The following is a 26,863-nucleotide window of genomic DNA, read 5'->3' on the forward strand; positions in this document are numbered from 1 at the left end:
GTCATCCCATACCATGAGGGTCACAGCCCCGTTGCCTATGCCAAAAACATTGTTTACGGCTAGCCTGTTTGGCTGGTGTTTATTATCCTATATTGGTGCAGCCTCTGCTGCACCAAGCCCTGTACCTCTGCTGGTGGAACAGTGTTTACGTCATCCTAATATTGACTTGACTAGCGCCTTTAGCCGCTATGCCAATACACATAATTTGCCCACTTTAATGCTCTCAGATAAAGCCTTGGTATTAGAGCAACACACCATAGGGCTTAATAACATTAATGATAGACTCAACTACTACCGAGGTTTATCTCTCTCGGGCGAAGAACGCCAAGGACTACTGCAATGTCAGTTGCGCCTTGCCGATATCCTAAACGACCTGCTGAGCCAAGCAGCATTCAACCAACTTGTTGATGAGCTCACTGATGCGGCTGATAAACATAGCAATGATGAGCATCTCACCCAAGATCAACTCTTATTCGGTGAACAATTAGTCGCATTACTACGTCAGCATCAATCCCCCCTTGATAAGGCCAAACTGCACACAGCACAAGCCACTATTCGACAAGGATTAGGCAGTCAACAATTTCATTTAGCGGTTCAAGCAACCCAATGCCAACTGCCAACTGAGGTTACTACTGCCAACACAGAAAATGTCGCCGTTGATGCAGTAGATAACACCACAGAAACATCAAATACAACGTTTTCCGGCACGATTGTCGGTTATCTCTTAAAACAACCCGATCGCCACTGTCGGCAAATTCTGTGGCAGGCCTATCAAGGTCGTGCCCGCGAGCATAACCAACTCGCATTGCATCGTATTGCAGAATTGCGTCAACAAATGGCAAATGACGCAAACTTTATCGATTTTGCCAGTTACAGCTTGGCTGAACAGCAACTCAATTCTCCTGCGTTAGTAAAACAGTTTCTAGATAGCCAAACTGAATCAATTGGAGTCGCACCTTGGGATGTCGGCCGCAAATTATCGCAGCTAAGTAGTGCCAAACAGATTTCCTTACACACTGGCGAAGTGCTCGATAATGCTTTTGCTATTCTCGGTGAGTATGGATTGAGTTTTGAAGTGATAGATGGGCATATTGCATCAACCGCGGCCCAATGGCAGCAACAAATCATTCGGGTTTACCACCAACATCGTTTGCTTGGTGAAGTGTATCTTGACGTAAATAGTCGGCATGCCAGTGCCAGTCAACATACCCTCAGACAAAGTGTAATTGGCCAACAGTTTGGTCAACAGGCACTCGAGCTTAATCCCACACTCAACAGTGACAAAGATATTGAACGTTTTTGCAATGCGTTAGCCCAAGCTGTTGTAGCACTTGCACGGGGAAGCCATTTTTATCTAAACAATACCTTAGGCCCGAGTCTCGATTCAAATCAGTTACCAAGCCTTTGGCTAGCCAATGTATTACACGAAACACTCTTTCCAAAATATGATATTCAACATATAGCGCCAAGGGAGATACTCGCCAAGGCCTATACCAAACAACTTAATGTGTTTCGCGCTAAAGTGGCGCTTAATTTTTATCAGTCTCTAAAACAGCAAAGCTATCCCGATCTACAAGCAGAGTTCAGTAAGAGTTTTGGCGCAAATTGGGAACAACCAATTGACTATGCATATAGTTTCAATGCAATCGCTAATGAGGGTCCACGCTATTATCAATCCCTGTGGCAAACGCAATTAGCGAAATTTGTCTATTTATCCACACAAGACTGCCAAGATAAACTTGGGCTTTTTAATCTGCTGGTGGTCAATGAGGCTGCACTCACCTTAAATGAGCAACTACGCGCTACTATTGGTGATCCCGTTGATGCGGCATCGCTTATCCAGAGGATTATCGTTGTCTTAGGATCGCACGCTAACGCTAGCCATTGTGCTTTTTAGCGGCTTAACTCAATGGGAGTGGTGATTTGCACACACCAACAAACAATATCCACACGTAATCTTACCGTCAGTAATAATCATACTGCTGCACATCGCCGCGATTATCGTCTTCCAATTAAATCACCGATACCATTGAAAAAACGATCATGACTAGCCACTATAGGGCTAAACCTATCGTTTTTTTAGAAAATTGTCGTTAGACATTAGGATCTCCATGACTCGCGCTAAATCCACCCTTGAGCAATGGCGTATTTTACAGGCCGTCGTCGATTATGGCGGCTATGCGCAGGCGGCAGAAAAACTCAACAAGAGCCAATCGTCTCTCAACCATGCTGTCGCCAAGTTGCAACATCAATTGGGAATTGAGCTACTCGAAGTTCGAGGCCGCAAAGCTTACCTAACGCCACAGGGCGAAGTGTTACTGCGACGTTCACGCCATGTCACTCAATCTGTGAATGAATTAGAACAACTTGCTAGCAACCTAGAGCAAGGTTGGGAGCCAACGCTGACCATTGCCCGTGAAATTGTCTATCCGATGGAAAGCCTTGTATGTGCGCTAAGTGACTTTCTACCCCATAGCCGTGGTACTCGCATTATTATGCTTGATTCAGTGATCACTGGGACGCAGGAGCTGATCCTGCAGAATAAAGTCGATATAGCCATTTGTGCAGGCATCCCACCCAAAGGCTATTTATCCGAGCCTCTATGTGAACAAGAGCTGCATCTGGTTTGCCACCCGAGCCACCCCTTAGCCGACATTGGCACCTTAGATGACGACAAACTGTTGGCACAGCATCTGCAATTAGTGATCAAAGACACGGGCGTGCAATCTAACATTGATATCGGCTGGCTCAAAGCCGAGCAGCGCTGGACAGTATCTAACTTCCATGAGGCGAAAGTTATTTTAAACCAGGGAATTGGTTTTTGTTGGATCCCATCCTTCCTTATCCAAGAAGAATTAGCCGCGGGTAAACTGGTGCGTTTACACCTGCAAGGCAGCCAGAAACGACGGATAATGCTTAGCCTTGTGATACCCAACCGCGATCACCAAGGCCCCGCCTCGAAACTGCTGGCCTCTTATATCCTAAAGCACCATGGTGTGAGCACTACCGATTGATAACGCTAAGGTTGTTTCCTCTAACAGCAAAATGAGCACTTAGGTAATAGGGAGTCACTGTTATTTGATTTATGGCTAATGAACTTGCAAACAGAGCACGCTTAAGCGATAGGCCTTAATGGGCAAACGCTACTCGGTTAATATTTGCGAGAATATCGAGAATTAGAGGCTAGGGCGTGTTGACGTTTCAGGGGTATTTTTGCAGCAATTAGGCTGGCTTTTATGCAAGGCAAAGTCCGTGCTGTGTAGTTATTCTACATAAACGGACGATAACGCGGCAGAAAAGCCAGCCAAATGCTGCCCGAAGGGTTCGTCTGGCAAGCCTTGCTCTTACTTTCTGTCATAAGAGCCGCTCGTCATTTGAGTAGAATAACTACACATCATTCCTCGTTTCGCGAGCACGTGCTTGCCAGAACGAACAAAATCTAATCTCGAAACGTCAACACGCCCTAGACATTCACATCTAAGAAACGCGGACGATGCAGTGCTAAAGTTTGAGGGTTGAACAGGCCGCGAGTGTCTTGGCGGTTTGATGAGTCAAGTGTTAATCCATTGGAAATAAGACTATTCTCCCCATAAACAGTCGAGCTAGACGCCAATGCAGAATCGTCTATTGGTTCTGCTATCTCCCCACGATGTGCATCAACACTCGACTCATTGTGCACTAGTGTTGAGTTTTGATTACTGGCTAGCGCTGCTACGGCTACCGCATCATAGAAACGAACCGCATTGCTGTCCCTTTGGTTAAGATTCAATGCACCCTTGTTGAACAAGCGAGCGGATGATTCGAGTCGCTGTGAGGAAATCTGCGGATTTTCAGCTTGGCTAGATTGCACAGAACCAACGGCCAAGGTTGCTGTTGGAGGTTCAATTGTATCGCTATTTTCAACCTCTATGACATTTACGGCATCAGAGGTATCACTCGATGCAATCTGCGCCGCAATGGCTTGCTTAATCTTATCAATCACTTCTGTCACTGGTGCCGATGGGTCATCTTGGGGCGCAGTGATATTGCCATTAGCATCAATCTTGCCCGTGACTTGAATTTGGCGCTCCTTAAGCGGTGGTAAACCTTCAATCTGTGCCTCGGCGCCAATTAGGGTTTCCGTGGTCGGTTGGTCAACAATCTGCTGCTGACGTTCCTCAGCAAGTTTAGCCTTGGCCTCATTCATTTTCTGCAGCGCTTGCGCCGCAACACGAATATCGGCAGAAGATGGGTCAACTGGCGCCATCGCCGCCGCATAGACCTGCTTCATCTTATTGATGGTCGCCAGTGGATCGCCAGGTACAATTGACACATCGATTTGCACCTCACCATCGGTAGCATAGCGCTGACCATCGGCACCTTTTTCATACTTGAAACTAGGGCTTTGAGCATATTGACCGCCCACACTGGCGTGGGCATGCTCATGGGCTTTGACTTCTGTATCCCTCGCTTTTAATGCGTCTATTTGGGCTTTTTGCTGTTCTATCGCCTTTTCTTGAGCCTGCTTGACTTGATCCTTCGCTAAGTCTTGCTGGCGAGTTTGTTCGCCCTGTGTCTGCTGAGCTTGTTGGCTATTATCGGCTTTAGCAAAGGCTTCGGCTAATGCTTGTTGTTTTTGCTCCTGCTCTTGTATAGCCTTTTCCCTTGCTTGCTTAGCTTGCTCATCACGAACTTGTTCAGCTTGATTTTGCTGAATGTGAGAAAGTTCGCCTGCTACCGATTCACTCCCAACTGGTTCCTTGGTCGCGGCAGGTTGGCCAAAGATATGACTAAACTGCTCACTCAAACTGTTTGCCTGAGGCGAGGTTCTATCACCAACGTTGGCCACCACCGAATCGCGGGTCCCCGAAGAAGTACCCACAACATCAGCCCCTGCAAACTCAGTAGCAAAAGGATTAATTGCAGTACTAGTGGCCTTTTGTTGTCCCAATGGTGCGATACTCGTTGTGATGGGATCTGAAGTCGGGAATATATTGGCGAAATCCGAATTTGACGAAGTAATACTACCGATATCGCTTTCAGTTGAGTAAGCGGTTGTGCTTGGCGCCAAAGACACCAGAGGATTAACGGCACCATTCAAGGTTGAAAGCCCCATATCCGGAGCACTCAACACTGACACGGCTGTCTGAGAGGCAGCAATTTGCCCACCTCTCATTCCACCTATGGAACGAGGTCCTGTGAGTAAACTAAAACTTTTATTAGTTGAAGACTGTGAAGTCGAATCTATCAGTTTTGGAGCGGAGGGGTTTGAATATAGCTGAGCAGAAGCGTTTACACCTAAATCTACAATAGCTTTCTGTATCGCAACATTATTCGCGCTAGAAGAAAGGCTCGCATAACTCGATTTAGCGCCTGCCAATAACTCAGGCTGAGTCCCAGTGAAAAGCAAAGTTTGGTTGGACGCAGCAGTAAAGCTACTAAAAGACGGTTCAAGTGCCCCATTCACTTCGGATTTTGGTGCATGCAGGCTAGCCGTTGAAGCGCTATGGTTAGCAACCGTCTGACTATTGTCACCTTGATAAACCAGTCCACTTTGAGGTTTTGCTCCTTTTAGCGGCTCAATGGGCTTATCAGCACTCAAAAACGAATTGGATGGCGCGCCAACCTGGGATGACAGCGCCATGACCGACATAGTTACACCTTGATGTTAATAATCGAACCTATAGTTTCAGATTCTCTCTCTAGTACCTCAGTCGATGCTTCGCCTTGTCGCAATGATGAATTGGCAGCAACTAATGCTGAGGTTTTATCGGTTTCATCTACCGCCTTAGCGGTTTCTGTGGGTGCAGCGCTTTGCGAAGGACTCGGTTTAGCCACATCAATCGTAGCCTGTGTTAAGCCTGATTGAGCCGTTTGCAAGCCTTGCAGACCGGAAGCATAAGCAGATTGGATTTGCATAAAGGGATTCCTGCATCTGGTGAACACTAGGTTAATTATTGACCAAACCTACCTTGATGTACAGATTTATCCCTCTTATGGAGAGCTTTTTTGCTCATTTTCAGCTCCTTTTTAACAGGCTATCCAAGCCGATTCCCAATCCTTAAAGACGGGGTTAAATCCCTTGAGCCGCATTTGACTGATGACCTGCTCAACAGTTCGCTCATCGCTGATCTCAAACTGATCGAGCTGACTATCAGGTGCTTGGTAACCGCCGGGCTGAGTTGAACTGCCCGCACTCATTTGCGTTATCCCAAGAGGCAGTAAATTGTCCCGAAGCGATGGTGCCTCGCGGGTCGATAAACTGATATCAAGTTGTTGATTAAAAAGTCTAAAGGCACAGATCATTTGCACCAGTCCAAGATCGGTTAAATGCACTTTTGGTGTTATGCCACCAGTACAAGGCCGCAAACGTGGTAGAGAAATACTAAAACGAGTACGCCAGTAATGTCGTTCTAAATAGTCCAAATGGTGGCCCATCAGTAAGGCATCGAGCCGCCAGTCATCTAATCCTAGTAACACACCTAGGCCTATCTTATCGATACCCGCACGGGCAACGCGATCGGGCGTGGCAAGCCGATAGGCGAAGTCCTGTTTTTTGCCTCGGGTGTGATGTTTAGCATAAGTCGCGGCTTGGTAGGTTTCTTGATACACCATCACCGCATCCAGCCCTTGCTCAACAAGCTGGCGATAATCAATCTCCTCAAGCGGCTGCACCTCCATAGCCACATAACTAAACTGCTGTTTTACCAACGGTAAAACCCGCTGAAAGTAATCCATTCCAGCCTTAGTTTCATGCTCTCCCGACACTAGCAAGATAGAATCAAAGCCGCGGGATTTTATAATCGCCATTTCGGCAGCAAGTTCCTGCTCATTGAGCACTTTGCGCTTGAGCTTATTGCTCATGCTAAAACCACAGTAATCACATTCGTTAGCGCAAAGATTGGACAAGTACAGTGGTAAGTACAATCCGATATTGGCCCCAAAGCGTTGTCGAGTGAGCGCTGCCGAGCGCTGTGCCATCTCTTCGATATAGGGCTCGGCCGCAGGAGACAGCAAGGCGAGTAAACTCTGTAGGTTACCCTCGGGTTGCATCAGGGCGCGCTCAACCTCCACCGCCGTGCAGGAATATAACGCCAGCAATAACTTATCCCGTTCAATACGGGTAAATTGATCGACAAAACTCATTGCTGCAAAAATCCCGTTAATGGGCTGGTATGCACAGCCTGAGTTTGCACTCGGCCAAGCCCCGCTTCAAAGGCGCGTCGCCCGCAATCTACCGCATCCTTAAAGCACAGCGCCATTTCAATCGGAGAAGCACTGCTGGCAATGGCGGTATTAACCAGCACGGCATCGGCACCTAACTCCATCGCGTGCGCTGCATGGGATGGCGCGCCAATTCCCGCATCAATCACCACCGGCACCCTTGCTTGCTCGATAATCATCTTGATGAAAGGCTCAGTCACCAACCCCTGATTGGTGCCAATTGGGCTTGCTAGTGGCATCACAGCGGCGCAGCCAACATCCTCTAAACGTCGGCACAGCACGGGATCGGCATGCACGTAGGGCATCACAATAAACCCGCGTTCACACAGGGTTTTGGCCGCAGCTAACGTCTCGACCGCATCGGGCATCAGGTACTTAGGATCGGGATGAATTTCAAGTTTAACCCATTGTGTTCCCAGCATTTCCCGCGCTAATTCGGCGGCGAATATTGCTTCTTTAGCATTACGCGCCCCCGAGGTATTTGGCAAGAGTCGCATTCCCGCTTGCCTAAGTGGCGAGAGCAAATCATCGGCCCCTGTTTTTAAATCAATTCTTTTCATCGCAACTGTCACCAACTGCGACTGAGACGCCTTAATGGACTCCAGCATCAGCTGACTTGAGCTGAATTTTCCTGTGCCCGTAAATAATCGCGATTCAAATTCAACTCCCGCAATTGTTAACATCTTAACCTCCTGCGACCACGGCAAATACATCAATCTTATCCTCATGGTGGCAGAGGATAGATGACCATCTATGCCTTGGCACTACGGCCTCATTTAGCACTAATGCGACTGATTGTTGATTAATATTTTGTGCTTCTAACAAGGCTTGTAAACTGAGCGGTTGTTGAAGTGTTTGGGGCACATTATTGAGATGAATTAAAATCATAACAAACCTCGATTAGGGACAGATTTGAATGAAGCAGCTGTGGTTGATTGCATTAATGCACTCGGCTTTAATCCGCACACCTTGCACTCGGGATCACGGGTTAATGCGGCCGAATGCCATTGGAGTAACTTGGCATCGAAACGCCAAAATCGGCCAAGTAGCGCTCTCGTGGAGGTGACTGGGTGACTTGTCTCTTCGAAAGACTGATTACCCGTTTGTTTTGTTGTAGAAGTTGGCGGCGTGGCTAAGAGCAACAATTGCATCGCTAGCAGCGCCTGCATCGATGCCATCACGCCGACACTGGGGCCGAGCACTCCTTGACTGCTACAGTTTTGTGGCGCGCGAGTATTCGAGGGGAAGATACAGTGATAACAGCCGCCTGCGGGAAATCGCCGCTGATCAACCGCAAACAATTGGCCGTTAAAGGCAGCAATCGAGGCGCTCACCAAAGGCAAGGCATGCTCAATACACAACCGATTGATACAATGGCGCGCAGTAAGGTTATCAGTACAATCAAGCACTAACCTCGTCTCTTCACCATGGGTTAACAGACCAGAAAATACAGTGTTCGCAGACTCGAGAGTCAAATGCTCGGCAAAGGCATCAATCTCACAACCGTGCGCCAACACGGCTAATTTCTGTTTAGCAATGAGGGCTTTGTGATGACCAATATCGTCGTCACTAAAGAGTAACTGCCTTGGCAGATTGGATAATTCCACCCTATCGCCATCGACAAGCGTTAAGCGCCCGACTCCGGCACAAGCCAAATATTGCGCCGCCAATTGCCCGAGGCCGCCTAAGCCGACGATAAGCACATGAGCCTGTTTAAGCTGCAACTGGCCAGCCTCGCCGACCTCGGGTAAAAATATTTGCCGCGAATAACGAATAAAGTCTTTATCGGCAAGGGATTGCGCCTGCTCTTGTGTGATGCTCATAGGCTTGACTCCCAAGCTCGCGTCAATTCGGCAAAGGCCATTATTGGATCGCTTGATTCGGTAATCGCCCGCACCACAGCAATATTGCTCACCCCAGTCGCTTTGACTTGGGCAAGATTCGAAGGCCCGATGCCGCCAATTGCCACTAAGGGATAATGCGCTTTTAACAGTTCAACATAATGCGCTAACTTGAATAACCCTTGTGGCACCGATGGCATTTGCTTGGTCGTCGTCGGGAAAATATGCCCAAGGGCGATGTAAGATGGCGCATGTTGATGGGCACGCAGCAACTCGAAATAACCGTGGCTCGAAATGCCAAGAGCCAATCCCGCTGCATGAATGGCGTTAAGATCCGTCACCGCCAGATCTTCTTGTCCAAGATGGACCCCAAATGCGCCATGCTTTATCGCTAATTGCCAATGGTCATTGATAAAAAGCTGCGCATCATAATGCTTACCTAAGGCAATCGCGGTTTGGATTTGTGCCTCAAGTTCGTCCGACGCCAGCACATTAGACTTTATCCTGAGCTGTACCGTCTTCACGCCCCACGCCAATAATTGTTCGAGTAACAGTAAGTTATCGACAACTGGATAAATCCCTAAGTCAGAATCAAGGCGCTTAAACGCGCCGCATTGCAAATCACTGGATTCACTCAAGCTATTTTTAGGGTAAGAAGTGACGTAAGGATACGCCGTTATGCTGTGCGGCCATGCGGTACGCGCGAGTGGTCCGGGGCCTTGGCCAATCCCCACTGCATAAGTTAAGCCTTGATTGACATAGGCTTTTGCTACCACAACCGCATCCTGCAATACAAACCCAAAGGCTAACACCGAGGCGATGGCTGAAGACAGAGTACAACCACTGCCGTGGTTATGGCGCGTGTTTATCCGCGCACTACTGAGCCAAAAACCACCATTCGCGTCAAGCGGTGAGCAGCCAGTAACCTGATGACAAATCAACAGATCTTCCGCCAAACGCTGATTCTCTGTGGCGATGCGATGACTTGTGATATCGCTTTTTTGATCGCTTAAGACATCACTGGTGTAAATGCCAGCACTTGCCTGAGCCGCAAAATCAATATCGCCGCCCTTGGCTAATACGCTGCACGCTAATTGCGCAGAGAGTTGCATTGCCGCACCGGCGAATTCTGCTTTTGTATGAATGGCTGACGCTCGTTTGTCTGTGGCGACAGTAAGCCTTGCCAACTCCTGCACATTCGGCGTTATCAGGCTAATCAACCCCTTAAAGGGTGCAAAATCCAGAGGTTTACTAGCTGTGCTCTTATCGCCGAGTTCGTCTCCACAGCTGGCAACCATCACAGGGTCGAGAATAACGGGGACGAGTGGAAATTGGGTTTTAAAACCAGCCAACCAATCGGCAACTAAGTGCACTTGCTGCTGATTTGCGAGTAAGCCAATTTTAATCGCCTGAGGCGGTAAATCAGCTAACAGGGTCGAAAGCTGTGTGAGTAACATTGCCTCACTCACAGGCTCAACTAACGCTACCGCCACCGAACTTTGGGCCGTTAACGTGGTGATCACGCTGCATCCATGGCCGCCCAAATCCTTGATGGTGGCCAAGTCGGCTTGGATCCCCGCGCCGCCACCGCTGTCTGAACCCGCAATGGTCCAGACGATAGGTTTAGGCGCCACCTGGCTAATATCTTTAGCAAAGGTCATTATCAAACCTCCGCAACCTGTGCTGTTGGTTTGAGCTCTGCCCCATCCTGATGCTTTGCCGCTTCATTGGCAGTTTTAGCTGTATTAGCATCGCCCAGCGGCAGATACAGTTTGGCGCCCGAGGCCGCAAACTCAGCCGATTTTTGCGCCATGGCCACCGCTAATTCATCTTGAGTTTTGACTCTGATCTGCTGGATTGCTTCTGTGTTTGATTGCCCTTGTTGAGCAGGGTTTATCGATGCAAGCGCTTCAGCGCTCACAACATTTTGGCTTGACGAAGCCACTGACAACGTACCCGCCGCTAAACTTGCCGCATAGTCGCGCACATCTTGGGTGATCTTCATTGAGCAGAACTTAGGGCCACACATAGAGCAAAAATGCGCGACCTTGGCCGACTCCTGTGGCAGGGATTCATCGTGATAGGCTCGGGCGGTATCAGGGTCAAGTCCGAGGTTATATTGATCTTCCCAGCGGAATTCAAAACGCGCCTTGGATAATGCATTGTCGCGGATCTGCGCGCCTGGGTGGCCTTTGGCAATATCAGCAGCGTGGGCGGCAATCTTGTAGGCAATCAGCCCTTGTTTGACATCCTGCTTATTGGGCAAACCTAAGTGCTCCTTCGGCGTCACATAGCAGAGCATGGCGCAGCCATACCATGCGATCATCGCCGCACCGATCCCTGAGGTGAAATGATCGTAACCCGGCGCAATATCAGTAATTTGCGGCCCTAGGGTATAAAACGGCGCCTCGGCGCAGTGGATAAGCTGTTTATCCATATTCTCCTTGATGAGCTGCATCGGGATATGCCCAGGCCCTTCGATAATGGTCTGCACATCGTATTCCCAGGCGATGTTGACCAGCTCGCCTAAGGTTTCAAGCTCGGCAAACTGCGCCTCATCATTGGCATCGGCAATGGAGCCTGGTCGCATACCGTCGCCTAATGACAGCGACACATCGTAGGCAACGCACAGCTCGCAAATCTCACGGAAATGGGTATAGAGGAAGTTTTCTTGATGGTGGCTCAAGCACCATTTGGCCATAATAGAGCCGCCGCGGGACACGATCCCAGTCACCCGTTTGGCGGTCATCGGCACATAGCGCAATAACACGCCCGCGTGGATGGTAAAGTAATCGACGCCCTGCTCCGCTTGCTCAATCAAAGTATCGCGAAACACTTCCCAGGTCAGGTGCTCAGCAACACCATTCACTTTCTCCAATGCTTGATAAATCGGCACTGTGCCAATAGGCACTGGCGAGTTGCGGATAATCCATTCACGGGTTTCATGGATATACCGGCCAGTGGACAAGTCCATCACAGTGTCCGCGCCCCAACGGGTTGACCAAACAAGCTTTTCCACTTCCTCCTCGATGGAAGACGTGACCGCCGAGTTACCGATATTGGCGTTCACTTTCACTAAAAAGTTACGGCCAATAATCATAGGCTCAGCTTCTGGATGATTGATATTTAACGGAATAATGGCGCGTCCACGGGCAATTTCGTCGCGGACAAACTCAGGGGTAATTGGTTTACCTATTACGGCACCAAAGGATTCACCATGGCCGCGGCGGTTTAAGATTTCATCTTGCACCTGGGCGAGCGCCATATTTTCCCGAATCGCCACATATTCCATTTCAGGGGTAATAATCCCTTGGCGGGCATAGTGTAGTTGGCTCACGCGTTTACCAGGTAAGGCACGGCGAGGACGAACAATCGCACTTGAGCCTGCTTCGAAACGCAGATGATCGAGCCCATCATCCTTTAGGCGTTGCTGGGTAAAATCTGAGGTCGCGCAATCGAGTACTTCGGTATCTTGGCGCTCGATAATCCACGGTAATCTGAGTTTGGCTAGTCCTTGGCGCACGTTAATTTGCGCAGCCAGATCGGAATACGGGCCAGCGCAGTCGTACACCGGAATGGGAGGATTTTTCTCAACGTTGGCCGCGATCGCCGTGCCGCCAATCCGCGTATCGGTTTGCAGAATTTGCCGCATCCCCACACGTAAATCCGCACGGCTTCCCTGCAAATACAGCTTTTGCGAATTAGGATGTTGTAATGGTTTAAGGGTATCGATAAAGGCTTGCGCCTCGGCGCGCGCCACACGGCGGTTCGTTTGCCCATGAGTGTTCACGGCAAGTGATTCTGAGGACGATTCTAAACTGGACATAAGCAATCTCACTTTAACAAATAAAAATGGGGTTGCTTGTCTGGAGACTTGAGTGTTGAGAGCTGAGCCTTGTAAACCGTAAGTGGATTTACTGACTCAATAACGACTAAATCGATGGGTAAATAGACGGCAAAAGATTGCCGCTGATACGATTTAATGGAAGTTATTATGCTTGTTTCCTTCGCAGGTTTTAACCTGATCAGGTTCAACGGATCCCGAATAAACGGTCTCAGCCAAGAGGCACTCCGACAAGATGGGCAAAAGTATAGGCAGAAGCGCTGCGAACAAACAAGCGTAATTTAAGGATAAAAACTTAACTATCAATCAAAAACAAAGAATACATAACTAACTGTATATTATAGCATTTAATTTTATAAAATTTTTAAACTCATCATTATCATTATTTTGGGTGAAAATTTATCATCGTTATTTTTTAGCCTTTTGGCCGCTTTACCATCATTTTATCGAGCTGCGCCTTAATGGCATCATCAATTTCTTGGTTCATTTTCTTGCCACTGCAATCGAAGGGAAAACCTAAATTCTCGGCATAGGGATTAATTGGGGTGCCTACTTTGACGACCCGATAACAGGTATTACCTTGACGAACGATACGATTCGGATCCAGCTCTAAATCCAAACTGGTGGGGCCGCTAAAATCGTCGGCATTGGGCACAATCAGTACCTCCATCTCGGGGCTCATTTCAGACATATTCGACCGTTTGCTGTAATAATTTGCTTGCTCTAACACTAAATCATCTAAAGCTTGCTCACGCTGTCGTTCAAAATAACGCTGAGTAAACAATCCCACACTGCCCGCCGCCCCACCGCTTTGCCCACTGGCCGCAGACTGCTCAGTACTTGCCGCATGAGCCGAGCTTGATTGGGTTTCTGCCTTTTTCGGTTTAACAGCCTCTTTTGCACTCTGCTGGGTTTGGCCCTGAGTTGAGGTGTTCGGCGTTGAGGTGTTAGGCACAGATGTGTTTGGTACTGATGCTTTTGATTCTGTTACTTTTGATTCTTGGGCGCTGACTTCTGGAGGTTTGGCTATCTGCTCCATGGGTTTTGGCGTCAGCTTTACTGCGACTTTTGGTGACACTTTCGCTGACTGCTCAATATCAGCTGCCGGCTTTACGGTATTAGGCGGTGAGGTTATCGGCTCGCTAGTGTTAATAAACTCTTCCACTGAGATATCTTGAGCAGAATCCGCTGGAGCAGTTTGCGTTGGCGGCGCATAAATAAAATATGCCTTTAACGCTTTGGTTGTAGTCCGTGCGTTAGCAGATGATTCAGTAAAATGCAGCCCTAAGTGTTCCGACTGGGTTCGCCATAAAAAAATTAATAAAAACAGCAGTAAGCCATGGCCAAACATGACCCAAAGCAATAGCTTAAGATTGAAATAATGTGGCCGCTCTAGCCCGCTTAGATTTGAAGATGTTTTAAATGCGCTATCGATTGATCTTTGGTCTGCTTTACTTAAATTGAGGTGTAGATTGTTATCGCAAGACTCGGCATGAACACTTAAAGCGCTAAAAGGCTTAGTGTTCAAATCTGTAGCGCCTTGGGTTGTAGCACTTAAAAACGTTGCACAAAAAGGCAAAGCGGAAAATGGTAAAGCCTCGTCCTTTGTGGCACTGCTGTGCGCATCAAATCTGATGCTATCTTCTGGGGCTATATTCGATCGAACAGGCAAAATCCATCCCTTAGTACTTAATGAATAAAGTACTTAACAAATCCATGACATCTTACGGAGAATTAGAGAAAGTGAGTCGAACAAAGTTCCAAAGCAGTGACATTATTCAGTTGTAAACCAGTACCATAATCTTGTACAAAGACAACAGAACTCATCAGTGTTATAGCCGATGGCAAGAACACGTAAAATAAATCAGCTTACACGTGTAAGCTAATTATGGCTTTCCAATTTATCAACTGATAGACTCAGTCATTATCGCCATCGAGTGGATCAACAGCATGCCAAGCCAGAGTTTGATAGAGCCGCAAATGAGTCATGAAAAACCATTGAACATCAGTAGCTATAGCCTTAGTGAAGAGATTGCCAATAGTATCAGCCATGGCCTAGGGGTGATTGCAGGTGTAGTGGGCTTAATCTTTATGCTACTTAAGGGCGCAGATCATCTCACCAATATTCAACTTACAGGTGTTATTATTTATGGTACAAGCCTTATCCTGTTGTTTTTAAGTTCTACCCTGTATCACAGCGTGACGCATGTAGGCTGGAAACATAAACTTAAGATTGCCGACCATTGTGCTATCTACTGCTTAATTGCGGGCACCTACACCCCACTGATGTTAATCAGCCTGCAAGGACAGCTTTCAACCATTATCCTGACGGCGATTTGGTCTTTGGCTATTGGTGGGATTTTATTTAAGACCTTATTTATTCACCGATTTAAAAAACTCAGTCTTGTGTTATATCTGGCGATGGGTTGGCTTTGTATGACGGTGATTGGCGATTTGACAGCAGCAATGTCACCGCTTGGATTTAATCTACTGCTATTGGGCGGGTTGTTTTACACCCTTGGAGTGATCTTTTATGTCGGCAAACGTATTCCGTACAATCACGCGATTTGGCATCTGTTTGTGCTAGCTGGCGCGATGAGTCATTTCTTCTGTATTTATTTAACAGTGATCTAGCATCTCACGCACTCTGAGTCACACAAGCCATTCTCTGGGTGGCTTTTTTATATCAATGCTTTGAGACTGAGTTTTATGGCTAAGTGATAAAGTCGCCAGCCAAGCGTTATCTACAATAATTCTGCAACTATCTGTTTCAGCAAAAAGGTTTCCCTGTCGATAGATTGGCCTTTGTTGGCGAAGGTGCGCTGAATTTCTTCATTATGGGCAATGGCTTGATGGATATTGATCCACTCAGGGCGCATACCGTTTTTCACTTCATGGGCTTCAAGCTTTGGCTCACCTAAGCCACGGTTACCTAAAGTCATATCGATTTCACACAGGTAGCAATAGGAATCCATATGTACTATGTTGGCGCCTTCGCGAAACCAAGGTCGATATTCTTCATAGCGGCCAAAGGGTGCAATAACGTTAGCTGCAATGGCGCCGGTTTCTTCCTGTAACTCACGAATAAGCCCAACCTCGATGCTCTCGCCCTTATCCACACCACCGCCGGGCAAGCCGTAATCTCGATATTTTTGGGTATAGAGCAGCAAAATATCTTCCCCCGACAGCACAATGGCGCGGGCGGCTTGGCGATAAAAGATCCTTGCCTGTTTCAAATTGATATTGGCGGCTCGGGTGGACTTCAATAAACGCATAGAAAAACTCAAGATTAACGGCCTATTAGCATAAACCAACTTTATGGATTTATAGAGCAAAACCGTTTTCAAGCAACACGCACAACAATACGTACACTTGAAACGGGTTAATTCAGTTGCTTAGTTGCCGCAAGATTTGCTGATAGGCCGCAACTATTTGCGCCTTATTTGGCAAGCGGCTCTCGGGGATACGTTGGTAATGGCTGATTGTCTGCACAAGATAACGCTTAGCCTGGCTGGTTTTATCCGCATCTAACCCTTGCCACATAATTGAGCCAGTCGAACTTAAGGGTGCCACGTCATTGCGCTTCGAAGCTGTACTCGAATGGGTTAAATGCAATATCTCATAGAAGCGCTGATTTTCTTCGAGTAAATATTCCTGCTTAAGGGATAATCCCAACTCTGCAAGTGAGCTGCGCACATGATAATTATGATGCACGGGACACAAAATAAACTCGAGCGGGCTGGAATGATAAGAATGGTTGTGATTGTCGCTGTGATACTGGCCATAACACGACACTATGCTGCGCACCAGTTCAACCAATAACTCGCCCCCCACACCCGCAATAATCACTAAGTGCTTGGCTTGCTTGCCGTAATGCGCCAGTGGCAACGCCGCCACATCCAGACAATGCACTTGCCATTCACTCTGGGCATGGGTGGTTTGCTCTTTTTCGTTTTGAGCGTTTGAGATAGGCTGCCGGGGGAAAAACCGAGCTAACTCAAGGCTGAGTTGCTGCATTAAGGGCGCCACACAATCGACAAAATGCACTTTAGGCGCGGCATTTCTTTGCAGTAACAGCATGCCGAGTAAACCATGATCGCAGCAGCAGTCCCAAATATGATCGTATCCTTGCTCTACCATCTGATTGATCTGCTGTAATCGCTGACTGATTTTCACCGCTGACGCCTCAAAAATCGCGCCCATACATGCTTGAGCGCCATAAAGCCGCGCATTCTACCCGAGTCAGCGGTTAAAACCCATCTCTTTAGGTTTGACTATTAGGCTGCCAGCCTCTAGGCCGCACCGGTGAATACGTATGCAACCCATTGCGAGCAAAAAGCCATCACCACTAGTATGCATTGACCCATATTCACTATAAAAACAAGGATCAGGGAATGTTCAGCAATCTTCTTACCCACGCACGCCACATCAACTCGCCAACGCGAAATCGACACAATTTATTCACGCCCAGCTTGCTAGCACTCAGCATTGGCAGCCTGTTGAGTACAGGTGCCACGGCGCAGACCCTCAACCTGAGCTCCCCCGATAAGCAAATCGTCTTGAGTCTGAGTGATGATACGGGCCGCCCCGAATATCAAATCCATTTTCATGGCAAAACCGTTATCGAACCGAGCCGATTAGGGTTAGTCTTTGCCTCACTGGGCGAATTAGGCCAAGGTCTTCGCATTAAATCGAGCCACCCCGCCAGTGCCAATGAAAAATGGCAGCAACCTTGGGGTGAGCAAGAGTGGGTAAAGGATCAACACAATCAACTGAGCGTGGTATTAACCGACGGTAAAATCGACTTAAACCTCGAGTTTAAAGCCTTTGACGATGGCATCGGCTTTCGTTATCACTTAGCCGCACAAAATGCCCTGCCAGCCAATACGCCGCTTGCCATTACCGATGAACTCACCGAATTTAATATTGGACAGAGTGATAAGGCCACCGCCTGGTGGATCCCTTCTCGGGGATGGAACCGCTACGAATATCTGTATCGCACCAGCGCGCTCAATCAGGTCGACCGAGCCCACACTCCTTTTACCTTTAAACTGGTCGATGGCACCCATTTGAGTATTCACGAGGCGGCGTTAGTTGATTTTGCCTCAATGACACTCGATCAACAGCGCGATGGCAAGCTAAAGGCCGATCTCACCCCTTGGTCAGATGGCACTCGCGTTAAAACCCAAGCGGGCTTTTATACCCCATGGCGCACGATTCAAATCGCCGACAAGGCCACGGGGCTGCTTAATTCTCACCTTATCCTCAACCTGAATGAGCCCAATAAACTGGGGGATGTCTCTTGGGTTAAACCGGGCAAATATGTTGGTATTTGGTGGGGTATGCACCTCAATGAAAACACTTGGGGCTCGGGCCCAACGCACGGCGCAACCACCAGCGAAACAGAGCGCTATATGGATTTCGCCGCCAAATACCAGTTTGATGGCGTCTTGGTCGAAGGCTGGAACCAAGGTTGGGATGGCGATTGGTTCCATAATGGCGATCAATTCAGTTTTACTAAGGCCTATGATGATTTCGATTTACCCGCCATTACCGCCTACGGCGCGAAAAAAGGCGTGCGCCTGATTGGTCACCACGAGACCGCAGGCTCAGTCACCCACTACCGCAAGCAAATGGATGATGCATTCGCCCTGTATGAAAAACATGGCGTGACCCAAGTCAAAACCGGTTATGTCGCTGACGGTGGACAAATCAAACGCATCGATGAAAATGGCATCACCCGTCACGAATGGCACGACGGTCAGTTTATGGTGGGCGAATATCTTCACAGCGTTACCGAAGCAGCCAAGCACCATATCAGCATTAATACCCACGAGCCGATTAAAGATACTGGGCTGCGCCGCACTTATCCTAACTGGATCTCCCGCGAAGGTGCCCGCGGACAGGAATACAATGCATGGGGCAGCCCACCAAATAGCCCAGAACATACCGCCATGCTGCCCTTTACCCGCATGCTGGCTGGACCAATGGACTTCACCCCGGGGATTTTTGATTTGGCGCCTAAGGGGTTAGATGCCGAAAATCGCGTGCAAACCACCTTAATGAAGCAACTCGCCCTGTATGTGGTGCTCTATAGCCCAATCCAAATGGCCGCCGACTTGCCACGCAATTATCAAAAACATCTAGATGCCTTCCAGTTTATTCGCGATGTACCAACAGACTGGTATCAAAGTATCGCACTGGCTGGCGAAGTGGGTGATTATGTGGTGTTTGCCCGCCAAGCCAAAGATCAACAGGATTGGTACTTAGGCGCGCTGACCGATGAAAATGCCCGTCAGATCAAGGTTAAACTGGGTTTCCTCGACCCAAACAAACGCTATCAAGCCCAGATCTATCACGATGGTGCTAAAGCCGATTGGAAAACCAATCCCTATGATTATGTGATTGAAACCAAAGAAGTCAGCGCCAAGCATAGCCTAACCTTAGCCCTCGCCAGCAGTGGCGGCACAGCGATCCGCTTTAAGGCTCTTTAAATTAAGCAAAGTAATAGGGCGACCAAGATGGTCGCCCTATTAGGTTTGCAATGCGATTAATTTAAGCTGAAATCGGGATAACGAGTGTCGAAAAAGTCTAAATATAACAAACAAAATCAATGCTATAGATGATTATTTTGAAAAGAAAAATCTTTTTCCTGACTGAATATGCAGATTTTTGCGCATATCAAGGCGCTCTGTCTAACCATAGCGAGCTATGGTTAGACAGAGCAACGCAGAGAGGCCCGAAAAGGGCCTATTCAGCGGCGCTACTTATCCCGAGCTCAGGTTAATTTAAAGTCAACGCCACAATTTTAAGGGGATGATTATCATCGAACGACGGGAAATCCTCATGGGGATCGAGCCAAGTGTGATCAACCACACCTCGGCCTTGTTTTTCAACGCAGCGAACTAGACTATCAAACCAATCTTGACGGTCTACTTTGGCGACATTATTGCAACACACAATGGTGCCACCAGCCTTGGTTGATAATAATGCGGGTTTAAATAAACCTTGGTAATCATTAACTAAATCGACAATCCCGAAAGCACTCTTGGCATAACGAGGCGGATCAAGAAATACCAGATCAAATTGGGTCTGCGGCAATTTGGGGTAACTGGGTAATTTTTGGTTGCGGCGCCCTCCCACACTTAAACCAGCTAATTGGCGCAAGGCCGGAAACGCATCACTCTGCACAAACTCACATACCTCTGACACTTGGTTTAATTCGGCATTAGTTCGCCCTGCGGCGAGTGCAAAGGAGGAAAAGTCGACATTCACAACCCGTTCTGCGCCGCCCATAGCCGCAGCAGTGCCGATACCACAGGTGTAAGAAAACAAATTCAGCACGGTTTTATCTTGGCTATGTGCCCGCACATATTCTCGGCCAATACGCATATCAAGAAATAGCAGCGGATCTTGTCCTTCGTGGCGTAGCTTAGTGGTGAATTTAATCCCATTTTCCTGCATCACCAACTCGGCACAGGCAATATCATCCAGTTCAGGGCTTAGCGCATTGAGCACCCGCGAATGGCCAGCGGAGCGGTCGTTATACACTACCGGCAGGGCTACTTCTTGGGTGAGCACGTCCACTACTTCAGCCAATTCCTCAGCGGTTAAGGTGTGGTGAAAACTCTGCACTAACCAATTATCGCCGTAGCGATCGACATTCAAGCCACTGACACCTTCGACCGTGCCATGGAACACCCGAAAACAATCGGTATGATCTTGTTCTGCTTGTAGTAAAAAATCATGGCGTTTAGCTAAAGCCGTCGATAACAGCGTTTGAATAGACATAAAAAGCGGGACTCATACAGCGGAAACCTGCGTAAGGTTTCAAGGGGAAAACGGCATGATAGCAAACTCAGCGACAAAATATCGGATAAATTCCCCCAGTATCCAATCACAGACTATGCAAGCGGAGCCGTTTTAGCTTAAGGCACTAAGTGAGGCTGCCCCTTTGGCTCACCCCTTCCCTTAGCGCCTACACCATTAGTAGCTAGTAGCTAATAGCCGCAAACTACACCACTAGACTATGTCACTAAAACGATGCCGCTCAGACTATGCCTTTCTCTCTGCAAACGATGCCTGATAAACGGGATAATCGATATAGCCAGCTTCACCGCCGCCATACAAGGTAAGCCTTGCATCCGCATCAAACTCGGTTAATGGCCAGTCATGGGCAAAGCGCGCGACTAAATCCGGATTGGTCACAAACGGCGTGCCAAAGGCCACAAAATCAGCATAGTGTTGGTCGAGTAAACGCTGAGCAGATTGCTTGGTTAATTTCCCCGCCACCATTATCGGGTGTTGATACACACTGCGCACTTGCTGACGAAACGCGTCAGACACTTCCACATAGCGCGAGATGTTTTCAGAAAAATGCACATAGGCAAGATTCATCGGTTGCAGCTTTTGTAGCAAGGCGAGTGTTAATTGGATGATGTCTGGGTTGTCACCGGTAAATCCCTCGCCAATATGGGGAGATATCCGCACAGCGACTCTCCCAGATCCAATGGTCTGTGTAAGGGCTTGTAAGGTGTCGACTAAAAAACGCAACCGATTTTCTTGGCTGCCACCGTAGCGATCTTGCCGTTGATTGCTTTCTAAGCGCATAAAAGTATCAAATAAATAGCCATGGGCTGCATGCACTTCAACCCCATCAAAACCGGCTAACATCGCATTTTGTGCTGCTTGCACAAAATCGCTGATAGTCGCTTGGATATCTTGTTCGCTCATCGCCTTTGGCTGCTGGGTTTCAATCATGCCAAAGCCACCTTCAGGCAATGGACCAAATACCTGATCGGGTATTTTTATTGCCGATGGCGCAAGAGGCTCAGCGCCAGACACACTCGAATGGCTGCGACGACCAACATGCCAGAGTTGGATAAATATTTTCCCACCTTCTTGGTGCACCGCTTCAGTGACTTTTTTCCAGCCTTCAATCTGTGCTGGAGTATAAATCCCAGGGGTCATTGAATACCCTCTCGCCACCGCTGATACGGGTGCGCCTTCGGCAATAATCAATCCTGCGCTTGCTCGCTGGCGATAATAGGTGGCCATCATCTCGTTCGGAATATCCCCCGGCTGAGTGCTACGTGAGCGAGTCATTGGAGCCATCACAATACGGTTTTTGGTCTCTAACATATGACCTTTGAATGCCTTGAACATACTTTCCCCTAGGCTTGATAAGTTGGATAGTCAGTTAACCCTTTTTCGCCACCACCAAACAGCGTTGTTGGGTCATGCTCAGCCAACGGATAGCCGTATTTTAGCCGCTCGGGTAAATCTGGATTAGCGATAAAAGGTCGTCCAAAACCAATCATATCAGCCAGACCATCGTTAATAGCTTGCTCTGCAGTATGTGCGTTGTATCGTCCGGCATAAATCAGCACGCCCTGATAAGCCTCACGCAATGCTTGTTTGAATGAGCGTGGCGTATCAGGTGCATCATCCCAATCCACCTCGGCAATATGTAGATAAACAATGCGATGTTTGTTAAGTAACGCTGCGGCAGCGGTATAGGTCAAAATCGGGTCAGCATCCACAGTGCCATTGAGGGTCGTAAGGGGCGCTAAACGCACACCCACTCGCTCAGCACCAATAGCATCGACCAATGCCGCAACCACTTCGTCTAAAAAACGTAGGCGATTTTCAAGGCTACCGCCGTACTCATCACTACGGTTGTTGGCTTCGGAATCAATAAATTGGTTGATCAAATAGCCATTAGCGGCGTGGAGTTCAATGCCATCAAAGCCAGCCGCCATAGCATTGAGCGCTGCTTGACGATAATCGGCGATCACTTGCGCAATATCAGCCTTCGTCATTGCCCGAGGCGCAACGACATCAACAAAACCAGGTTCATCAGTGCCGTTATCGACAAACACTTTTACGTTTTCCGCTTTTAATGCGGATGAAGAAATCGGTTGTTGCCCACCAATATTGTCAGGATGGGTGACTCGGCCTACATGCCATAACTGAGCAAAAATCACTCCGTTCTTGGCATGAACTGCCTCAGTGACGATACGCCAGCCCGCGATCTGTTCGGGAGTATAAATACCAGGAGTCCAAGCATACCCTTTTGCAGTTGGAGAAATCTGTGTGCCTTCAGAGACAATGAGCCCCGCACTCGCACGCTGAGCATAATAGGTTGCCATCATATGATTGGCCACATCGCCTGGCTGACTGGCTCTTGAACGAGTCATTGGCGGCATAACGATGCGGTTTTTGAGTGTTAATGCACCCAAGGTGATCGGTTGAAACAGTGATTGCGTCATAATATAACCCTCTCATTTCGTTACAAACATACTAGCAAACTCAACAAGAGACATTGAGCGCAATAAAGACAAATGATTTTTGTTGTAACTGCAAAAGTGTTCACTGACACGTCAATATGACAAGTGTTGCCCTACTGCCTACAGGATTAGCTTAGGCTGAATAAAATCAATAAAGGCCGAGATACGTTTCGCGACGGTAGAAGATTTATAGTACACCGCATTGATCTGCTCTCGGCCGGTATTGGTGATTTTTTCACTCTCCAATAAGGGGATTAAACGCCCCTCAGCGATATCCTTTTTCACCATAAATCCCGATAAGCAGGCAATACCATTACCCGTTAATGCAAGCTGCCTTAACGTTTCACCGTTACTCGAGGTTAATGTAGGTGTAAACCGAGTAAATCCGTTCAGTGGCCAATCATTGAGGGCTTTTGGGGTAGAAAATCCCAGCAAATCGTGGTGAATAAGATCGCTGCTTTTATTGGGAAAACCGCGCCTTGATAGGTAATCTGGTGAGGCTACAATGTACAGCAAGCTTTTCCCAAGTGGCCTAGCATGCAAAGTCGAATCCGTTAAGTTGCCAATGCGGATCGCGAGATCGGTTTTCTTTTCAAGCAAATCGACAAAACCTTCGTTGGAGGTGAGTTCCAATTCAATATCGGGATAGGTTTGCTTAAATGACTGGATAAGCGGCACTAATTGATGAAACACAAAGGGACTTGCGGCATCGACACGTAAACGGCCTCTCGGTAGCTCTCCACGAGTAATGATCTCCTCTTCAGCTTGCTGGATCTGTAATAAGCCAATTCGGATGGCTTCAACAAACTGGCGACCTTCCTCGGTTAATTCGATCCGGCGAGTCGTGCGATTTAAAATAGAAACGCCAACTTGGCTTTCAACCTTGCTCACCGCCCGAGACACGCGGGCAACTTGAATATCTAACAGTTCAGCTGCCGCCGAAAAACCACCACTGTCGACGACAGCAAGCAGTATTTCTAAATCATCGGACCGTGTTTTCATTTTATTTCTCGCACCACACCCGCAATTATTGCATTTATAGCAAATATCATTGGTATAAATATCTGTATTTTACAATTTGCAAAAATCACTAAAGTGTCTCAATGAGTTGCTCGAATCCTGCGGCGGCTTTGGTTGGCACAAATTCCACTACATCAAATTCAGCCACGTCTTCGGTATAGAAAGGATCTTGCTGCAAAATAGCCTCGAGTACTGCACGCGACTCCGCCTTAGCGAAGATCACACCGCCCGTGCGTGGCACCTTACGGCCCGAGGCGATAAAAACGCCCTTGGCGTAATACGCATCAAGATAATCAATATGAGCAGCTAAATGTAGCTCAACATCTGCCAGCGGCTTTTTGTAGGTTAAGGTGATAACAAACATAGATATCCTTTATTCAAAACATAATCGATTTTGACAGGTGCTAACCATGATTACATGAGAGCATCTGCTGACATACTGTTCCATTATTTTTGCAGTATCAATCGCATAATGCGTCTATTGCTCACTGCTGCTGACACTTTAGCCACTGACTGGATACCCACACAACCCCATAGGAGTGTAAAATAGGCTGCCATTAGGTTACACGGCTGTTTAACTTGAGTTATCAATGGATGATGAATACGTATGTAAGCGGTTGTGCGTCAATCGACGCTGCGGCTACTATAAATTCGCTAGTTCCACCCTCTGCTTGTGGGGTTGAACACTGTGAGGTCGTTTCTGGTAGCAGCCTTTGAGGATAGCTGTCAGGCTTAGGTTCTTTTCTGCTTCTGAGCATTTGCATCATAGAGTATGAAAATGAATTTATTGGCGAATATGCTTCTGAGGGAGAGGTATATTCGCTATTTTTTAGCATCAAAACACACCTTTATAGCGACCAAACCGAACTGGCACAATAATGCGTAAACTGAGCCAAAGCTATTGATTAAGCTTTCAAATTATAACGATAAATGACTCAAGGCAGCACTGCTGTCCGCTACTGAAGGGAAGTTGCATGTCCACGGATCAACAAACGATTACCCCATTAGAAAGTGTCTCACCCAAGGTGGTGCATCGCGCCGTTCATAAGCGACAACCCGAGCTAAATTTCTGGCAAATTTTTAATATGTGCTTTGGTTTTTTGGGGATCCAATTCGGTTTTGCCCTGCAAAATGCCAACGTCAGCCGCATTTTCCAAACCCTTGGCGCCTCTATCGATGACATTCCCATCCTGTGGATTGCCGCACCGTTAACGGGTCTGCTGGTTCAACCTATTATTGGTTATCTGAGCGATAACACTTGGGGGCGCTTAGGTCGCCGTCGGCCGTATTTTTTAATCGGCGCTATTTGTACGACTCTTGCGATATTTGTGATGCCGCATTCCCCTACGTTATGGATTGCCGCGGGCATGCTGTGGATTATGGATGCCTCAATCAATATCGCCATGGAACCCTTCCGTGCCTTTGTGGGGGATAATTTACCTCCCAAGCAGCGCACCCAAGGCTATGCCATGCAAAGCTTTTTTATTGGCATCGGCGCGGTTGTTGCCTCAGCCCTGCCCTATATTCTCAGTAACTTCTTTGATGTCGCCAATACCGCGCCCGCGGGCGAAATAGCCGATTCGGTGCGTTATGCCTTCTATTTTGGTGGCGCAGTGCTGTTTCTCAGCGTTGCGTGGACAGTGATCTCCACCAAAGAATATTCCCCAGACGAACTAGCCGCCTTTCATGGCAATGCTGACGCAGGCGCAGATGAGCAACAATATCGCACTCGCACCCATCAGAATTATCAATTTGCCGCTATTGTTTGGATGGCTGTAGGCGCACTACTGACGCTTGCGGTGTGGACGCAGGATTTAGATAAGCAGCTGTATATTTTAACCTTAGGGATTTTTGCCTTTGGCCCATTGCAACTTTACTGCGCCCTGCGCTTAGGTAAATCAACGCCCTCACAGCGCGCGCAACTGGGTATTGTCTTTAATGTGGTCGATGATTTATTCCATATGCCAAAGGCCATGCATCAGTTAGCGATAGTGCAGTTTTTCTCTTGGTTCGCGCTCTTTGCGATGTGGATTTACACCACCTCGGCGGTGACGTCCTACCATTTTGGCTGCAGCGATGTGTTATCCCCAGCCTACAATAATGGTGCCGATTGGGTGGGCGTACTATTCGCCTCCTACAATGGATTTTCGGCCATTGCGGCGCTGTTTATTCCGCTACTTGCTAAACGTATCGGGATCAAACTCACCCATACCTTCAATATGTTCTGCGGTGGTTTTGGCTTAATCAGTTTCTATTTTATCAAGGATCCCAGCCTGCTATGGCTGCCGATGATAGGGGTGGGTATTGCCTGGGCCTCAATTCTATCTATCCCCTACGCGATGTTATCCGGCACCTTACCGCCGAAAAAAATGGGCGTGTATATGGGAATTTTTAACTTCTTTATCGTGATCCCACAGCTCCTTGCAGCCAGCGTCTTAGGCGTAATCCTCAATGGATTATTTGATGGTCAACCCATCTATGCCCTGATCACCGGCGGCGTCCTCATGCTCTGCGCCGGGATTGCCGTGCTCTTTGTTGAGCAGCCGAATACTCAGCACACTCAAGCGTAAATCGCAGATCCTACAACTCGGCACCCTTGGCGTTTGGGCAACTAAACGCCAAGAAGCATGGCCAGATAGCTTACAACAAGAATAAATCGCAATTAG

At 47.9% G+C, this 26,863-nt stretch carries 22 protein-coding genes and 1 riboswitch; of the genes, 6 read left to right on the top strand and 16 right to left on the bottom strand.

Going from position 1 to position 26,863, the window contains the following annotated elements; all coding sequences use genetic code 11:
- Positions 1-37 precede the first annotated feature (37 nt).
- Both IEY09_RS06600 and IEY09_RS06605 read left to right on the top strand, forming a co-directional pair.
- Positions 38-1,897, top strand: coding sequence for a gluzincin family metallopeptidase (locus tag IEY09_RS06600; protein WP_188870449.1), 1,860 nt, complete (start codon positions 38-40; stop codon positions 1,895-1,897).
- A 214-nt stretch (positions 1,898-2,111) separates the two neighbouring features.
- The gene (locus IEY09_RS06605; protein WP_037431654.1) at positions 2,112-3,014 is read left to right on the top strand and encodes a LysR family transcriptional regulator; all 903 of its coding nucleotides are present in this window, start codon (positions 2,112-2,114) and stop codon (positions 3,012-3,014) included.
- Between the two features lie 449 nt (positions 3,015-3,463).
- Here the strand turns inward: IEY09_RS06605 and IEY09_RS06610 are convergent, their stop codons facing one another.
- The 9 genes from IEY09_RS06610 to IEY09_RS06650 all read right to left on the bottom strand — a co-directional run bounded on the left by IEY09_RS06610 (position 3,464) and on the right by IEY09_RS06650 (position 14,416).
- Positions 3,464-5,632: a putative metalloprotease CJM1_0395 family protein gene (locus IEY09_RS06610; protein WP_188870368.1), complete on the bottom strand. Its 2,169-nt coding sequence runs from the start codon at positions 5,630-5,632 to the stop codon at positions 3,464-3,466.
- A 2-nt stretch (positions 5,633-5,634) separates the two neighbouring features.
- Positions 5,635-5,898 (bottom strand): hypothetical protein, encoded by a 264-nt coding sequence (locus IEY09_RS06615; protein ID WP_037418823.1) that lies wholly within the window; start codon positions 5,896-5,898, stop codon positions 5,635-5,637.
- A gap of 111 nt (positions 5,899-6,009) precedes the next feature.
- A complete protein-coding gene (thiH, locus tag IEY09_RS06620) occupies positions 6,010-7,125 on the bottom strand; it encodes a 2-iminoacetate synthase ThiH (protein WP_188870369.1) in 1,116 nt (371 codons plus the stop codon).
- A complete protein-coding gene (locus IEY09_RS06625; protein ID WP_188870371.1) occupies positions 7,122-7,886 on the bottom strand; it encodes a thiazole synthase in 765 nt (254 codons plus the stop codon). Before IEY09_RS06625 ends, thiH begins: the two co-directional genes overlap by 4 nt.
- Before the next feature lies 1 nt (position 7,887).
- Positions 7,888-8,091 carry a sulfur carrier protein ThiS gene (thiS, locus tag IEY09_RS06630; RefSeq protein WP_037418815.1) on the bottom strand — a complete coding sequence of 68 codons (204 nt, stop codon included), beginning with the start codon at positions 8,089-8,091 and terminating at the stop codon, positions 7,888-7,890.
- Complete coding sequence (locus IEY09_RS06635; protein ID WP_099458120.1) at positions 8,088-9,026, bottom strand: HesA/MoeB/ThiF family protein; 939 nt, start codon at positions 9,024-9,026, stop codon at positions 8,088-8,090. The genes thiS and IEY09_RS06635 overlap by 4 nt, the downstream gene beginning before the upstream one ends.
- Positions 9,023-10,705: a thiamine phosphate synthase gene (thiE, locus tag IEY09_RS06640; RefSeq protein WP_188870373.1), complete on the bottom strand. Its 1,683-nt coding sequence runs from the start codon at positions 10,703-10,705 to the stop codon at positions 9,023-9,025. Before thiE ends, IEY09_RS06635 begins: the two co-directional genes overlap by 4 nt.
- A 2-nt stretch (positions 10,706-10,707) precedes the next feature.
- Complete coding sequence (gene thiC, locus IEY09_RS06645) at positions 10,708-12,870, bottom strand: phosphomethylpyrimidine synthase ThiC (RefSeq protein WP_188870374.1); 2,163 nt, start codon at positions 12,868-12,870, stop codon at positions 10,708-10,710.
- A gap of 159 nt (positions 12,871-13,029) precedes the next feature.
- Positions 13,030-13,128: riboswitch (TPP riboswitch) on the bottom strand.
- A gap of 175 nt (positions 13,129-13,303) precedes the next feature.
- Positions 13,304-14,416, bottom strand: a complete 1,113-nt coding sequence (locus IEY09_RS06650) for a hypothetical protein (RefSeq protein ID WP_229777737.1) — start codon at positions 14,414-14,416, stop codon at positions 13,304-13,306.
- On the opposite strand from IEY09_RS06650, the gene IEY09_RS20200 reads away from it, so the two are divergent.
- The gene (locus IEY09_RS20200) at positions 14,409-14,588 is read left to right on the top strand and encodes a hypothetical protein (protein WP_229777739.1); all 180 of its coding nucleotides are present in this window, start codon (positions 14,409-14,411) and stop codon (positions 14,586-14,588) included. The two genes, IEY09_RS06650 and IEY09_RS20200, sit on opposite strands and share 8 nt — an antisense overlap.
- A 250-nt stretch (positions 14,589-14,838) precedes the next feature.
- Positions 14,839-15,522: a PAQR family membrane homeostasis protein TrhA gene (gene trhA / locus IEY09_RS06655; protein WP_188870378.1), complete on the top strand. Its 684-nt coding sequence runs from the start codon at positions 14,839-14,841 to the stop codon at positions 15,520-15,522.
- Between the two features lie 110 nt (positions 15,523-15,632).
- Here trhA and IEY09_RS06660 read toward each other — a convergent pair whose 3' ends face one another.
- Together IEY09_RS06660 and IEY09_RS06665 are read right to left on the bottom strand one after the other, a co-directional pair.
- The gene (locus IEY09_RS06660; protein ID WP_055648294.1) at positions 15,633-16,163 is read right to left on the bottom strand and encodes an NUDIX hydrolase; all 531 of its coding nucleotides are present in this window, start codon (positions 16,161-16,163) and stop codon (positions 15,633-15,635) included.
- Positions 16,164-16,275: 112 nt separating this feature from the next.
- Positions 16,276-17,064: a tRNA (adenine(22)-N(1))-methyltransferase gene (locus IEY09_RS06665; RefSeq protein WP_037419037.1), complete on the bottom strand. Its 789-nt coding sequence runs from the start codon at positions 17,062-17,064 to the stop codon at positions 16,276-16,278.
- A 218-nt stretch (positions 17,065-17,282) separates the two neighbouring features.
- Here IEY09_RS06665 and IEY09_RS06670 point away from each other — a divergent pair, with 218 nt between their 5' ends.
- On the top strand, positions 17,283-19,382 hold the full coding sequence (locus tag IEY09_RS06670) for a glycoside hydrolase family 97 protein (protein ID WP_188870380.1): 2,100 nt from the start codon (positions 17,283-17,285) through the stop codon (positions 19,380-19,382).
- A gap of 289 nt (positions 19,383-19,671) precedes the next feature.
- Here IEY09_RS06670 and IEY09_RS06675 read toward each other — a convergent pair whose 3' ends face one another.
- From IEY09_RS06675 to IEY09_RS06695, 5 genes are all read right to left on the bottom strand, one after another.
- On the bottom strand, positions 19,672-20,679 hold the full coding sequence (locus IEY09_RS06675; RefSeq protein WP_188870382.1) for a class I SAM-dependent rRNA methyltransferase: 1,008 nt from the start codon (positions 20,677-20,679) through the stop codon (positions 19,672-19,674).
- Positions 20,680-20,943: 264 nt separating this feature from the next.
- A complete protein-coding gene (locus IEY09_RS06680) occupies positions 20,944-22,053 on the bottom strand; it encodes an alkene reductase (RefSeq protein ID WP_188870384.1) in 1,110 nt (369 codons plus the stop codon).
- Between the two features lie 8 nt (positions 22,054-22,061).
- Entirely contained in the window at positions 22,062-23,159 is a 1,098-nt protein-coding gene (locus IEY09_RS06685; RefSeq protein WP_188870386.1) for an alkene reductase, read from the bottom strand.
- A gap of 138 nt (positions 23,160-23,297) precedes the next feature.
- On the bottom strand, positions 23,298-24,179 hold the full coding sequence (locus tag IEY09_RS06690) for a LysR family transcriptional regulator (RefSeq protein ID WP_188870388.1): 882 nt from the start codon (positions 24,177-24,179) through the stop codon (positions 23,298-23,300).
- An 88-nt stretch (positions 24,180-24,267) separates the two neighbouring features.
- Positions 24,268-24,561, bottom strand: coding sequence for a YciI family protein (locus IEY09_RS06695; RefSeq protein ID WP_037431416.1), 294 nt, complete (start codon positions 24,559-24,561; stop codon positions 24,268-24,270).
- Positions 24,562-25,171: 610 nt separating this feature from the next.
- Here IEY09_RS06695 and IEY09_RS06700 point away from each other — a divergent pair.
- On the top strand, positions 25,172-26,767 hold the full coding sequence (locus IEY09_RS06700; RefSeq protein ID WP_188870390.1) for an MFS transporter: 1,596 nt from the start codon (positions 25,172-25,174) through the stop codon (positions 26,765-26,767).
- Positions 26,768-26,863 lie beyond the last annotated feature (96 nt).

This window comes from Shewanella xiamenensis, from assembly GCF_014647135.1.
Lineage (GTDB): Bacteria > Pseudomonadota > Gammaproteobacteria > Enterobacterales > Shewanellaceae > Shewanella > Shewanella xiamenensis.

Excerpts from the sequence above, each read along its gene's own strand:
- IEY09_RS06610 (WP_188870368.1), bottom strand. The coding sequence starts at position 5,632 with ATGTCGGTCATGGCGCTGTCATCCCAGGTTGGCGCGCCATCCAATTCG.
- IEY09_RS06700 (WP_188870390.1), top strand. The coding sequence starts at position 25,172 with ATGTCCACGGATCAACAAACGATTACCCCATTAGAAAGTGTCTCACCC.
- IEY09_RS06690 (WP_188870388.1), bottom strand. The coding sequence starts at position 24,179 with ATGAAAACACGGTCCGATGATTTAGAAATACTGCTTGCTGTCGTCGAC.
- IEY09_RS06605 (WP_037431654.1), top strand. The coding sequence starts at position 2,112 with ATGACTCGCGCTAAATCCACCCTTGAGCAATGGCGTATTTTACAGGCC.
- thiC (WP_188870374.1), bottom strand. The coding sequence starts at position 12,870 with ATGTCCAGTTTAGAATCGTCCTCAGAATCACTTGCCGTGAACACTCAT.
- thiH (WP_188870369.1), bottom strand. The coding sequence starts at position 7,125 with ATGAGTTTTGTCGATCAATTTACCCGTATTGAACGGGATAAGTTATTG.
- IEY09_RS06685 (WP_188870386.1), bottom strand. The coding sequence starts at position 23,159 with ATGACGCAATCACTGTTTCAACCGATCACCTTGGGTGCATTAACACTC.
- thiE (WP_188870373.1), bottom strand. The coding sequence starts at position 10,705 with ATGACCTTTGCTAAAGATATTAGCCAGGTGGCGCCTAAACCTATCGTC.
- trhA (WP_188870378.1), top strand. The coding sequence starts at position 14,839 with ATGCCAAGCCAGAGTTTGATAGAGCCGCAAATGAGTCATGAAAAACCA.
- thiS (WP_037418815.1), bottom strand. The coding sequence starts at position 8,091 with ATGATTTTAATTCATCTCAATAATGTGCCCCAAACACTTCAACAACCG.
- IEY09_RS06675 (WP_188870382.1), bottom strand. The coding sequence starts at position 20,679 with ATGTCTATTCAAACGCTGTTATCGACGGCTTTAGCTAAACGCCATGAT.
- IEY09_RS06600 (WP_188870449.1), top strand. The coding sequence starts at position 38 with ATGCCAAAAACATTGTTTACGGCTAGCCTGTTTGGCTGGTGTTTATTA.
- IEY09_RS06695 (WP_037431416.1), bottom strand. The coding sequence starts at position 24,561 with ATGTTTGTTATCACCTTAACCTACAAAAAGCCGCTGGCAGATGTTGAG.
- IEY09_RS06635 (WP_099458120.1), bottom strand. The coding sequence starts at position 9,026 with ATGAGCATCACACAAGAGCAGGCGCAATCCCTTGCCGATAAAGACTTT.
- IEY09_RS06660 (WP_055648294.1), bottom strand. The coding sequence starts at position 16,163 with ATGCGTTTATTGAAGTCCACCCGAGCCGCCAATATCAATTTGAAACAG.
- IEY09_RS06680 (WP_188870384.1), bottom strand. The coding sequence starts at position 22,053 with ATGTTCAAGGCATTCAAAGGTCATATGTTAGAGACCAAAAACCGTATT.
- IEY09_RS06615 (WP_037418823.1), bottom strand. The coding sequence starts at position 5,898 with ATGCAAATCCAATCTGCTTATGCTTCCGGTCTGCAAGGCTTGCAAACG.
- IEY09_RS06670 (WP_188870380.1), top strand. The coding sequence starts at position 17,283 with ATGTTCAGCAATCTTCTTACCCACGCACGCCACATCAACTCGCCAACG.
- IEY09_RS06625 (WP_188870371.1), bottom strand. The coding sequence starts at position 7,886 with ATGTTAACAATTGCGGGAGTTGAATTTGAATCGCGATTATTTACGGGC.